The following is a 12,082-nucleotide window of genomic DNA, read 5'->3' as shown; positions in this document are numbered from 1 at the left end:
GGTGTGCCCCCCCCCGATCTTGCGCCCTCCGGGGGCGCCTGTTGGGGGGGGGCCGCCCCCCCCCGCCCCCCGGCCCGGGCCCCGCGCCGGGAAGCGTCAGTGCGCCGCGGCCTCCCAGTCGGGGCCGACGCCGACGGAGACGTCCAGCGGGGCGCGCAGCGGGTAGGCGCCCGCCATCTGCTCGCGGACGAGGGCCTCGACCCTCTCGCGCTCGCCCGGGGCCAGCTCCAGCACGATTTCGTCGTGCACCTGGAGCAGCATCCGGGAGGTGAGGCCGGCCGTGCGCAGCGCCTCGTCCACCCGGAGCATGGCGATCTTGACGATGTCGGCGGCCGAGCCCTGGATGGGGGCGTTGAGGGCCATCCGCTCGGCCATCTCGCGGCGCTGGCGGTTGTCGCTGTTGAGGTCCGGCAGGTAGCGGCGGCGGCCGAGCAGCGTCTCGGTGTAGCCCGTCGCCCGCGCCTCCTCGACGACCCGGTGCAGGTAGTCCCGCACGCCGCCGAAGCGCTCGAAGTAGGTGTCCATCAGGCCCTGGGCCTCGCCGGGCTTGATGCCGAGCTGCTGCGAGAGCCCGTACGCGGACAGCCCGTACGCCAGGCCGTAGGACATCGCCTTGATCTTGCGGCGCATCTCGGCGTCCACCGCGGCGCCCGGGACCTCGAAGACCTGGGAGGCGACGGTGGTGTGCAGGTCCTCGCCGGAGAGGAAGGCCTCGATCAGTGCCTCGTCCTCGGACAGGTGCGCCATGATCCGCAGTTCGATCTGCGAGTAGTCGGCGGTGAGCAGCGACTCGTAGCCCGTGCCGACCACGAAGGCGCGGCGGATCGCCCGGCCCTCCTCGGTGCGGACCGGGATGTTCTGCAGGTTCGGGTCCTGCGAGGAGAGCCGGCCGGTGGCGGCGACCATCTGGTTGAAGGTGGTGTGGATGCGGCCCTTGGGCGAGACCGTCTTGAGCAGGCCCTCGACGGTGGTGCGCAGCTTGGCCTGGTCGCGGTGGCGCAGCAGGATGACCGGCAGTTCGTTGTCGGTCTGGGTGGCGAGCCAGGTGAGCGCGTCGGCGTCGGTGGTGTAGCCGGTCTTGATCTTCTTGGTCTTGGGGAGGGCCAGCTCGCCGAAGAGGATCTCCTGGAGCTGCTTGGGCGAGCCGAGGTTGAACTCGTGCCCGGCGGCCGCGTGGGCCTCCTCGACCACCCGCTGGATCTCGGCGGCGAACTGGGCCTCCAGTCCGGTGAGCCACTCGCGGTCGGCGGCGATGCCGTAGCGCTCCATCCGGGCCAGCAGGGCGGCGATCGGCAGTTCCATGTCGTGCATCAGCCCGGCGGCGCCGACCTCGGCGAGGCGGGTGTCGAAGAGCGCGGCGAGGTCGAGGACGGCGCGGGCCTGGAGCATCAGCGACTGGGCCGCGGCCGTCTCGTCCTCCTCCGGTGCGTCGAAGGCGAGTTGGCCGGTCTCGGTGGCGGGGGCCGGGGTGAGCGAGCGGGCCAGGTACTCCTCGGCGAGCACCTCCAGGGTGAAGGTGCGGCGGCCGGGCTTCTCCAGGTAGGCGGCGAGCGCGGTGTCGGCGACGACGCCGGCGATGGTCCAGCCGCGCTCGGCGAAGGCGCGCATGACCTGCTTGGCGATGTGCAGGGCCTTGGGGGCGGCGGCGTCGGCGAGCCAGTCGGTGAAGGCCCGCTCGTCCTCCTCGGCGAGCAGCGCCGGGTCGAACCAGGCCGCCTGCTCCCCGGCGGCGAGGGCGACTTCGGTGACCTCGCCGGTGCCGAGCGCCCACTGGTAGACGGCGGCCAGGGCGACGGTGGTCTTGCCGTCGGTGGCGTGCTCGGCCAGCCAGGCGGCCAGGGTGCCCGGGTCGGTGAGGAGTTCGCCGTCGACGTCGACGCCGGGGGCCAGCTCGGCCGCGTCCTCCTCGCCGGTGGACGGGTCGACGCCGAAGACGCGGTCGCGGAAGTTGGCGTTGCGGAACTCCAGCGACTCCATCAGGGTGCCGACGGCGCCCTTGTCGAACGGCTTGCGCTCCAGGTCGGTGACGCCGAGCGGGAGTTCGACGTCGCGGACCAGCTCGGTGAGCACCCGGTTGCGCTTGACCGAGTCGAGGTGGTCGCGCAGCTTCTCGCCGATCTTGCCCTTCACCTCGTCGGCGCGGGCGACGAGTTCGTCGAAGGAGCCGAACTGGTTGACCCACTTGGCGGCGGTCTTCTCGCCGACGCCGGGGATGCCGGGCAGGTTGTCGGACGGGTCCCCGCGCAGTGCGGCGAGGTCCGGGTACTGGCGGGGGGTGACGCCGTACTTCTCGGCGACCTTCTCCGGGGTGTAGCGGGTGAGCTCGGAGACGCCCTTGGTCGGGTAGAGCACGGTGACGTGGTCGGTGACCAGCTGGAGCGAGTCGCGGTCGCCGGTGACGATGTCGACGTCGTAGCCGGCCGCCTCGGCGGCGGTGGCCAGGGTGGCGATGATGTCGTCGGCCTCGAAGCCCTCGGCCGTCAGCCGGGGGATGTGCATGGCGTCGAGCAGTTCGCCGATCAGGCCGACCTGGCTGCGGAACTCGTCGGGCGTCTTGGCCCGGTTGGCCTTGTAGTCGGGGAACTCGACGGAGCGGAACGTCTGCCGGGAGAGGTCGAAGGCGACGGCGAGGTGGGTGGGCTGTTCGTCCCGGACGGTGTTGGCGAGCATCGAGGCGAAGCCGTAGACCGCGTTGGTGGGCTGGCCGGTGGAGGTGTTGAAGTTCTCCACGGGCAGGGCGTAGAAGGCCCGGTAGGCCATCGAGTGCCCGTCGAGCAGCATCAGCCGGGGCCGCGGGCCGGCCCCGCCGCCACCCGTCGCGCCCTTGTCCGTACTCTGCGTAGCCACGTCAACGTCCGTTCCTGCCGATTCCACTACCGGCCACCGATCCTATGGCCCGGCACCGACAAAAGGGACGCCGCGGCAGAAGGGGCGCCGCGCCGGTCCGGCCGAAGCTGTTACCTACCAGTAGGACGGTCGTACGATCACAGGCGGCAGATCCCCGAGCGGCAGGAGCTCCCCATGACCGACGCGGCCCCCGAAACCGCCCCCGCCGGCGTCCCCGACGCCGCCGACGACGGCGCCCCCGAAACCGCCCCCGACAGCGTCCCCGTCCTGAACGTCCCGCAGGACGTGCTGGACCACTTCGCCAAGCTCGGCGTGAACCCGGGGACCTTCTCCGGCGGCCACCTCGGCGAGAAGCTCGGCATCCGGATCGTCGAGGCCTCCGGCGACCGCGTGGTCGGCACCATGCCGGTGGACGGCAACCAGCAGCCGTACGGGCTGCTGCACGGCGGCGCTTCGGCGGCGCTGGCCGAGACGCTGGGCTCGATCGGGGCGATGCTGCACGCCGGCCCCGGCCGGTACGCGGTCGGCGTGGACCTCAACGCGACCCACCACCGCTCGGCCACCTCCGGGCTGGTGACCGGGGTGGCGACGGCCGTGTTCAAGGGCCGCACCGCCGCCACCTACGAGATCGCGATCACCGACGACACCGGCCGGCGCATCACCAGCTGCCGGCTGACCTGCATGCTGCGCGACCTCTGACCGGCCCCGCTTCCGGCAGCTCCACAACGTCCTTACAAAGTCGGCGAGTTCACTCCTGACAACATCAAGTCCCTTTTCCGCCCCCTTGTTTGACCATCCGCCACCCTGGGCAGGCGTTGGTCTGAACAAGGGGGCGTCGACATGTCCGGCCGCACACCGGCCGCACACCGGCCGCACGTCCGGCCGCGTGCCCGACCGCGGCCGGGCGCCGCCGGGGCGCGGGGCGCCGTGAACCCGCGTATGTAACGCTACGTAACAAGTAGGAAATCCGATCAATTGCCACTTCCGAGGCTCATGGGAGCCCTGGAGCGACCTCGCCGCATCCCCACTGTCCGCAATGCGGACACTCAAGACCGGATCCAGGGCACCGGACAACAGCGTCCGATAGTCGGAGATGCCAGCTGCAACCCCCATTTCTGGGCCTTACATCACCACTGATGGCACGTCAGAACCCGACAGCACAGGATCGATCGAGCCAGAACGACCGCATGCTGAGACAAATAATCCGTGTGCTCATAACAAGAGAATCACAGCCTGGTCGCACCACTGCCCGAGCCGCCCAGTGACATCTAGAGTCACGCCCAGTCACCGCGCCATTCGATTGGGCCCGGCCCTCGGCGCACTCCGGCTCCCGCCATTCAGGCGCGGGCGCCTCCTGAACCGAAGGGGACCCTCGTGCGTCATCGTTCAGCACTTGTCGTGAGCATTGCCGTGATCGGCGCTCTCACCCTCAGCGCCTGCGGCTCCCGCGGAGAGAAGAAGAGCGGCGACGGCGGCAACGCCGACTCCGGCACGACCACCGTCGTCATCGGCGTCGACGCCCCGCTCTCCGGCGACCTCTCCGCCCTCGGACTCGGCATCCGCAACTCCGTCGACCTCGCGATCAAGCAGGCCAACGACACCAAGGAGGTCCCCGGCGTCAAGTTCGAGATCAAGGCCCTCGACGACACCGGCAAGCCCGCCCCCGGCCAGCAGAACGCCACCCAGCTCGTCGGCGACGCCAAGGTCCTCGGCGTCGTCGGCCCGCTCAACACCAGTGTCGCGCAGTCGATGCAGCAGATCTTCGACGACGCCAAGCTGGTCGAGGTCTCCCCCGCCAACACCGGCGTCGACCTCACCCAGGGCGAGAAGTGGGCCAGCGGCGTGAAGAAGCGCCCCTTCCAGTCCTACTTCCGCACCGCCGCCACCGACGCCGTCCAAGGCCCCTTCGCCGCCCAGTTCCTCTACAACGACGCCAAGAAGACCAAGGTCTTCCTCATCGACGACCAGAAGGCCTACGGCGCGGGCCTCGCCGCCACCTTCAAGGGCGAGTTCACCAAGCTCGGCGGCACCCTCGCCGGCGAGGAGCACGTCAACCCCGACGACCGCGACTTCGCCGCCATCGTCACCAAGGTCAGGAGCTCCGGCGCCGAAGCCGTCTACTACGGCGGCGAGTACCCCGCAGCCGGCCCGCTCTCCCTCCAGCTCAAGGAAGCCGGCGTCGCCATCCCCCTGATGGGCGGCGACGGCATGCAGAGCGGCGACTACCTCAAGCTCAACCCCAAGAGCCAGGGCGACTTCGCCACCGCCGTCGGCCTGCCCATCGAAAGCCTCGACACCGCCAAGAAGTTCATCGACGACTACAAGAAGGCCGGCTACAAGGACGCCTACGAGACCTACGGCGGCTACTCCTACGACAGCGCCTGGGCCATCATCCAGGCGGTCAAGGCCGCCAAGGCCGCCGGCAAGGACCTCACCCGGGTGAACGTCCGCGACGCCGTCCAGAAGGTCTCCTTCTCCGGCGTCACCGGCACCGTCTCCTTCGACGAGTTCGGCGACACCACCAACAAGCAGCTCACCGTCTACACCGCCAAGGACGGCAAGTGGGCCGTGGAGAAGTCCGGCACCTTCAAGGGCTGACAACACGTCACCACCAGCTCCACCAGCGCCACTTCACCACCACCACAGCGCGCGGGGGCGCCACGAGTGCCCCCGCGCGCACCCACATCCACCACCCAAGCGGACACCCCCGAACGCACTACGGAGGCCCAGCGGTGCACGACCTACCGCAGCAGCTGGCCAACGGCCTGATCCTCGGAGCCCTCTACGGGCTCGTCGCGATCGGCTACACGATGGTCTACGGCATCGTCCAGCTCATCAACTTCGCCCACGGCGAGATCGTCATGGTCGGCGGCTTCGGCGCCCTGACCGCCTACCTCGCCCTCCCCGGCGGCACCACCCTGTGGCTGGCCCTGCCGCTCATGCTGATCGCCGGCATCCTGGTCTCCACCCTCACCGCCGTCGCCGCCGAGCGCTTCGCCTACCGGCCCCTGCGCAACGCCCCCCGGCTGGCCCCGCTGATCACCGCGATCGGGCTGTCCATCTTCCTCCAGCAACTGGTCTTCTCCTTCTACCCCGACGCCAAGAAGGCCCGGGTCTTCCCCAAGCTCCCCGGCGACCCGTTCAACCTCGGCTCCGTCACCATCCAGCGCAGCGACCTCTTCCTGATCATCGCCGCCCCGCTGTGCATGCTCGCCCTCGGCTGGTTCGTCACCCGCACCCGCTCCGGCCGCGCCATGCAGGCCACCAGCCAGGACCCCGACACCGCCAAGCTGATGGGCATCGACACCGACCGCATCATCGTCATGGCCTTCGCCATCGGCGCCGCGTTCGCCGCCGTCGCCGCCGTCGCCTACGGACTGCGCAGCGGCCAGGTCGACTTCCGGATGGGCTTCATCCTCGGCCTCAAGGCCTTCACCGCCGCCGTCCTCGGCGGCATCGGCAACATCTACGGCGCCATGCTCGGCGGCGTCGCCCTCGGCCTCGCCGAAGCCCTCGCCACCGGCTACATCCAGCACCTGCCCGGCATGCACCTCTTCGGAGGCGGCGCCTGGAAGGACGTCTGGGCCTTCGTACTCCTCATCCTCGTCCTCCTGATCCGGCCCCAGGGCCTGCTCGGCGAGCGCGTCACGGACAGGGCGTGACCACCATGACCACCATCGAGACCACCCCGGTCATCCCGCTGCCCGCCCGCGCCGCCGCAACCCTCACCGGGCTCGGCGCCCTCGCCACCGCCGCCTCCGCCGCCCTCCACTGGACCTGGACCTCCGACTTCCCCGGCGACCTCACCTACGACGGCTCCCCCGCCGGCCTCCAATGGCTCGCCCTCGCCGCCGGCCTCCTCACCCTCCTCCTGCTGCTCGGCGCCCAGGGCGTCCCCGGCCTGCGCTGGACCGCCCCCACCCGCAGCAACAACGCCGTCCTCTACGCCGCCACCGGCGCCCTCGCCGTCGCCGCCTACTCCGTCACCGCCATCGCCGGCGAACTCGGCGGCCTCACCAACCTCGAACCCGGCGGCTGGCTCCTCGCCGCGGGCGGCCTCGTCACCGCCCTCGGCGCCCTCGGCCTACCCCTCGACCGGCGCACCGCCGTCCCCCTGCGCCTCCTCGACAACCGGCTCTTCCTGCTCGTCCCGGCCGCCCCGCTCGTCTGGTTCGGCGCCCACGCCATCCCCGGCGACAAGCCCGTCGCCCCCGTCATGACCGCCCTGGCCGGCGGCCTCGCCATCGCGGCCGGCGCCGTCCTGCTGCTCCAACTCGGCCACCTCGCCAACACCGCACTGCGACTGGGCCGCACCGACCACCCGCTCGCCGCCCCCCGCGCGCTCCCCTCCTGGGTCGAGATCCTCCTGATCGTCCTCGCCTTCGGGCTCGGACTCTTCGCGATCACCTTCGGCATCGACACCGAGTACGGCGAACTCTTCACCGGCTACCTGCTGTTCGCCGCCCTCGCCGCCCCCGCCCTCACCCGGTCCGGCCTGATCGCCCGGCTGCGCGCCCTGACCGTCAAGCACCGACCGGTCACCACCGGCGCCGCCTTCGCCGCCGCGGCCGGCTTCCCCTTCACCCAGACCAGCGACCAGTACACCTCCGTCGCCACCAACATCCTGATCTTCGCCACCGTCGCCCTCGGCCTCAACATCGTCGTCGGCCTGGCCGGCCTGCTCGACCTCGGGTACGTCGCCTTCCTCGGCGTCGGCGCCTACGCCGCCGCCCTGGTCTCCGGCTCCCCCGCCTCGCCCATCCACGTCCAGTTCCCGTTCTGGGGCGCGATGCTCACCGGCGCCGTCGTCTCCATGGTCTTCGGCGTCCTGATCGGCGCCCCCACCCTGCGACTGCGCGGCGACTACCTCGCCATCGTCACCCTCGGCTTCGGCGAGATCTTCCGCATCACCATGCTCAACCTCAACGGCACCACCGGCCCCAAGGTCACCAACGGCTCCAACGGCATCCCGCGCATCCCCGACCTGGAGATCTTCGGCTTCGACCTCGGCAGCCCGCACACCGTCCTCGGCGTCGAACTCGGCCGCTTCTCCAACTACTACCTGCTGATGCTGCTGGTCACCGCCCTCGTCGTGCTGGTCTTCGCCCGGGTCGGCAACTCCCGCATCGGCCGCGCCTGGGTCGCCATCCGCGAGGACGAGACCGCCGCCGAAGCCATGGGCATCAACGGCTTCCGCCTCAAACTCCTCGCCTTCGCCCTCGGCGCCCTGCTCGCCGGCCTGGCCGGCACCGTCCAGGCCCACGTCAGCTACACCGTCACCCCCGACCAGTACACCTTCGCCGAAGCCCTCCCCCCGAACTCCGCCTTCCTGCTCGCCGCCGTCATCCTCGGCGGCATGGGCACCATCAGCGGCCCGCTGGCCGGCGCCACCCTGCTCTTCCTCATCCCGAAGAAGCTCGAATTCCTCGCCGACTACCAGCTCCTCGCCTTCGGCGCCGCCCTCATCATCCTGATGCGCGTACGCCCCGAAGGCCTCATCCCCAACCGCCGCCGGCAGCTGGAGTTCCACGAGGCCGCCGTCCCGGCCCAGGGCACCGGCGAGCCGACCGCACTCACCAAGGCAGGGGCGTGACCCACCCGATGACCACCACCGCCGCACCCCTGCTCGAAGTCACCGGCGTCACCATGCGCTTCGGCGGCCTCACCGCCGTCAACGACGTCTCCCTGACCGTCGGCGAAGGCGAGATCATCGGTCTCATCGGCCCCAACGGCGCCGGAAAGACCACCTTCTTCAACTGCCTCACCGGCCTCTACGTCCCCACCGAAGGCACCGTCCGCTACCGCGGCACCCTGCTGCCCCCCAAACCCCACCTGGTCACCCAGGCCGGCGTCGCCCGCACCTTCCAGAACATCCGGCTGTTCGCCAACATGACCGTCCTGGAGAACGTCCTCGTCGGCCGGCACACCCGCACCAGGGAAGGCATCTTCTCCGCCATCCTGCGCGGCCCCGGCTACCACCGCGCCGAAGCCCTGAGCCGCGAGAAGGCCATGGAACTCCTGGAGTTCACCGGCCTCGCCGCGAAAGCCGACCACCTCGCCCGCAACCTCCCCTACGGCGAACAGCGCAAGCTGGAGATCGCCCGCGCCCTCGCCTCCGAACCCGGCCTGCTGCTCCTCGACGAACCCACCGCCGGCATGAACCCCCAGGAGACCCGGGCCGCCGAGGAACTCGTCTTCGCGATCCGCGACAAGGGCGTCTCCGTCCTCGTCATCGAGCACGACATGCGCTTCATCTTCAACCTCTGCGACCGCACCGCGGTGCTCGTCCAGGGCCAGAAGATCGTCGAGGGCGACCGCGAGACCGTCCAGAACGACGAACGCGTCATCACCGCCTACCTGGGCGCCCCGCTCGAAGGCGCCACCCCGGCCGATCCGGAGAACCTTCCGGAGGACGTTACGGAGACCGACCAGTGACCGCACTCCTCGAGGTCGAGGACCTCCGCGTCGCCTACGGCAAGATCGAAGCCGTCAAGGGCATCAGCTTCACCGTCGAACAGGGCGAGGTCACCACCCTCATCGGCACCAACGGCGCCGGCAAGACCACCACCCTGCGCACCCTGTCCGGCCTGCTCAAACCCACCGCCGGACGCATCACCTTCGACGGCCGGGACCTCGCGACCGTCCCCGCCCACAAGATCGTCGCGCTGGGCCTCGCCCACTCCCCCGAGGGACGGCACATCTTCCCCCGGATGACCATCGAGGAGAACCTCCTCCTCGGCGCCTTCCTGCGCACCGACGCCCCCGGCATCGCCGCGGACGTCGAGCGGGCCTACGGCCTGTTCCCCATCCTCGGCGAACGCCGCCGGCAGGCGGCGGGCACCCTCTCCGGCGGCGAACAGCAGATGCTCGCCATGGGGCGCGCGCTGATGTCCCGGCCGAAGCTGCTCATGCTGGACGAGCCCTCGATGGGGCTCTCGCCGCTGATGATGCAGAAGATCATGTCCACCATCGTCGAACTGAAGTCGACCGGTACGACCATCCTCCTGGTCGAGCAGAACGCCCAGGCGGCGCTCTCGCTCTCCGACCGCGGCTACGTCATGGAGACCGGCCGCGTCGTCCTCTCCGGGACGGGAGCCGACCTCCTCCACGACGAGTCCGTCCGCAAGGCCTACCTCGGCGAGGACTGAGCCCGTACGCATGCGGAAGGGCCCGGCAGAAACGTTCTGCCGGGCCCTTCCCACGCTCTATTCGGGCGCGCCCTCTTCCGCCTTCTTGCGGTCCTGGGCCTCGCCCTCCTCGATGACCGCCTCGGCCACCGCCGCCATCGTCATCCGCCGGTCCATCGAGGTCTTCTGGATCCACCGGAACGCCGCCGGCTCGTTCAGCCCGAACTTGGTCTGGAGCACACCCTTCGCCCGGTCCACCAGCTTCCGGGTCTCCAGCCGCTGACTGAGATCCCCGATCTCCTTCTCCAGCGCCCGCATCTCGGCGTACCGCGACACCGCCATCTCGATCGCCGGCACCAGATCCGACTTCGAGAACGGCTTGACGATGTACGCCATCGCCCCCGCGTCCCGCGCCCGGTCCACCAGCTCCCGCTGCGAGAACGCCGTCAGCATCAGCACCGGCGCCAGGTGCTTCTCGTGGATCTGCTCGGCGGCCGACAGCCCGTCCAGCACCGGCATCTTCACATCGAAGATCGCCAGATCCGGCTTCAGCTCCTCCACGAGCCGCACCGCCGTCTCCCCGTCCCCGGCCTCCCCGACGACGGTGTACCCCTCCTCCTCCAGCATCTCCTTCAGATCGAGACGGATCAGCGCCTCGTCCTCGGCGATCACGATCCGGGTGATCTGGGGCGTATCGGTCTCAAGCGGCTGCGCCTGCTCGTCGGCGGTGCTCACGGGGCTCCTAGTTCCGGCGGGGTACTGCATGCACGAGGGTACCTAGACACGGTATGTTTGAGACCAACGGGTCCGAAGTTCAACCTTCGAATCCATGGGCGCCCCGGTAGCCCAGCGGGAGAGGCGATGGTCTCAAACACCATACAGCGTGGGTTCGAATCCCACTCGGGGCACTTTTCCTTCGATTCTTAAGCCACTTAGGGTAACCTAATGGTTGGCGATCTTCATTACTTCGGATGAAGATCTCGGCATTCGCTAGATCCATCCACGCGATTCGCACACGCTCGATCGCATGTACGACATGGCCGCACGCCAACGAGCACTCGATCTGCACGCCTCTGGGCTGACCTTCAGCCAGGTCAGCCGCGCGACCGGGATATCCCGCTACACGATCCGTGAGTGGGCATCCGGTGCCGTCCCCGGCCCGCGCATGACGGCCGAATGCCCGGTCCGCGGCGGCCGGCTCGATCCCTCGCGCCCGCCGGCCGACTACGCCTACCTACTCGGCCTCTATCTCGGCGACGGCTGCATCAGCGAGGGCCGCCGCAAGGTCTACGCCCTTCGCATCGCCTGCTGCGGCACTTGGCCCGGTCTCATCGACGAGTGCGCGCGGGCCGTCGCCGCCGTCATGCCTCACAACAAGGTCAACCGGGTGAAGGCACCCGGCTGCGTCAGCGTCGTCAGCACCAGCAAGCACTGGCCCTGCCTCTTTCCCCAGCACGGCCCCGGGCCGAAGCACCTGCGGCGGATTTCTCTCGCGTCCTGGCAGCAGGAGCTCGTGGACGCCCACCCCTGGGAGTTCCTGCGCGGGCTGATCCACTCCGACGGCTGCCGCATGACCAACTGGACGACCCGCACCGTGGGCGGCGTCACGAAGCGCTACGAGTACCCGCGCTACTTCTTCACCAACACCTCGACCGACATCGTCGGCCTCTTCACCACCGCTCTCGACGCCGTCGGCGTCCAGTGGAAGGCGGCCTCTCGATCCAACGGCGCCACGAACATCTCCATCGCCCGCAAGGACTCCGTCGCCCTCATGGACGCCCACATCGGGCCCAAATACTGACGGTTCAGGTGTCCTCGGGGTGCCTCCGCCCGCTGCTGCTCCTCGCGTTCGAAGCGGGCTCGGGCGGCCTCGTAGGCCGCACCGGCACCGGGACGGTTGAGGGCCTCCTCACGGAGGTCGCGCCAGAGTGTGTGGCTGTGATCGCTCGTCCTGCTGATTCTCACCCGCATCAGCACCCGGGCGGCCTACCCCACACCAGGGTTGCCCCCCCGGCCCCGGGGGGCACAGACGTCCCGGGTGGCCACGGGGTGGACCCGGGCGAGGGTGGGGGTGCCCCCCATGCCGGGGGGGGAGCCGGCCGTGATTT

The 12,082-nt window shown here is 70.0% G+C and carries 9 protein-coding genes and 1 tRNA gene; 8 read left to right on the top strand and 2 right to left on the bottom strand.

Translation table 11 applies throughout. From position 1 onward, the window contains the following. Positions 1-96: 96 nt before the first annotated feature. Positions 97-2,781, bottom strand: a complete 2,685-nt coding sequence (gene polA / locus ACFRAR_RS13790; RefSeq protein ID WP_380698076.1) for a DNA polymerase I — start codon at positions 2,779-2,781, stop codon at positions 97-99. A gap of 240 nt (positions 2,782-3,021) precedes the next feature. On the opposite strand from polA, the gene ACFRAR_RS13785 reads away from it, so the two are divergent. From ACFRAR_RS13785 to ACFRAR_RS13760, 6 genes are all read left to right on the top strand, one after another. Next, the gene (locus ACFRAR_RS13785) at positions 3,022-3,546 is read left to right on the top strand and encodes a PaaI family thioesterase (protein WP_380698066.1); all 525 of its coding nucleotides are present in this window, start codon (positions 3,022-3,024) and stop codon (positions 3,544-3,546) included. Between the two features lie 675 nt (positions 3,547-4,221). Next, positions 4,222-5,445, top strand: a complete 1,224-nt coding sequence (locus ACFRAR_RS13780) for an ABC transporter substrate-binding protein (protein ID WP_380698064.1) — start codon at positions 4,222-4,224, stop codon at positions 5,443-5,445. Between the two features lie 134 nt (positions 5,446-5,579). Beyond that, positions 5,580-6,509: a branched-chain amino acid ABC transporter permease gene (locus ACFRAR_RS13775; protein WP_380698062.1), complete on the top strand. Its 930-nt coding sequence runs from the start codon at positions 5,580-5,582 to the stop codon at positions 6,507-6,509. A gap of 5 nt (positions 6,510-6,514) precedes the next feature. After that, the gene (locus tag ACFRAR_RS13770) at positions 6,515-8,440 is read left to right on the top strand and encodes a branched-chain amino acid ABC transporter permease (protein ID WP_380698074.1); all 1,926 of its coding nucleotides are present in this window, start codon (positions 6,515-6,517) and stop codon (positions 8,438-8,440) included. Between the two features lie 8 nt (positions 8,441-8,448). Then, positions 8,449-9,282: an ABC transporter ATP-binding protein gene (locus tag ACFRAR_RS13765; RefSeq protein WP_380698072.1), complete on the top strand. Its 834-nt coding sequence runs from the start codon at positions 8,449-8,451 to the stop codon at positions 9,280-9,282. After that, the gene (locus ACFRAR_RS13760) at positions 9,279-9,995 is read left to right on the top strand and encodes an ABC transporter ATP-binding protein (RefSeq protein ID WP_380698060.1); all 717 of its coding nucleotides are present in this window, start codon (positions 9,279-9,281) and stop codon (positions 9,993-9,995) included. Before ACFRAR_RS13765 ends, ACFRAR_RS13760 begins: the two co-directional genes overlap by 4 nt. Before the next feature lie 57 nt (positions 9,996-10,052). Here ACFRAR_RS13760 and ACFRAR_RS13755 read toward each other — a convergent pair whose 3' ends face one another. Then, complete coding sequence (locus tag ACFRAR_RS13755; protein WP_380698058.1) at positions 10,053-10,709, bottom strand: ANTAR domain-containing response regulator; 657 nt, start codon at positions 10,707-10,709, stop codon at positions 10,053-10,055. Between the two features lie 100 nt (positions 10,710-10,809). Here ACFRAR_RS13755 and ACFRAR_RS13750 point away from each other — a divergent pair. Together ACFRAR_RS13750 and ACFRAR_RS13745 are read left to right on the top strand one after the other, a co-directional pair. Then, positions 10,810-10,882, top strand: a tRNA-Leu gene (locus ACFRAR_RS13750). Between the two features lie 119 nt (positions 10,883-11,001). Then, the gene (locus tag ACFRAR_RS13745) at positions 11,002-11,775 is read left to right on the top strand and encodes a transcriptional regulator (protein ID WP_380698056.1); all 774 of its coding nucleotides are present in this window, start codon (positions 11,002-11,004) and stop codon (positions 11,773-11,775) included. Positions 11,776-12,082: the final 307 nt, after the last annotated feature.

Source organism: Kitasatospora sp. NPDC056651 (assembly GCF_042792155.1).
In the GTDB taxonomy this organism is placed as follows: domain Bacteria; phylum Actinomycetota; class Actinomycetes; order Streptomycetales; family Streptomycetaceae; genus Kitasatospora.
The sequence above is the reverse complement of the archived record's forward strand: the minus strand, read 5'-3'. Positions and strand labels throughout refer to the sequence as shown.

What these genes read in the sequence shown, in the direction of transcription:
- ACFRAR_RS13785 (WP_380698066.1), top strand. Translation starts at nt 3,022, where the DNA reads ATGACCGACGCGGCCCCCGAAACCGCCCCCGCCGGCGTCCCCGACGCC.
- polA (WP_380698076.1), bottom strand. Translation starts at nt 2,781, where the DNA reads ATGCTGCTCGACGGGCACTCGATGGCCTACCGGGCCTTCTACGCCCTG.
- ACFRAR_RS13770 (WP_380698074.1), top strand. Translation starts at nt 6,515, where the DNA reads ATGACCACCATCGAGACCACCCCGGTCATCCCGCTGCCCGCCCGCGCC.
- ACFRAR_RS13765 (WP_380698072.1), top strand. Translation starts at nt 8,449, where the DNA reads ATGACCACCACCGCCGCACCCCTGCTCGAAGTCACCGGCGTCACCATG.
- ACFRAR_RS13745 (WP_380698056.1), top strand. Translation starts at nt 11,002, where the DNA reads ATGTACGACATGGCCGCACGCCAACGAGCACTCGATCTGCACGCCTCT.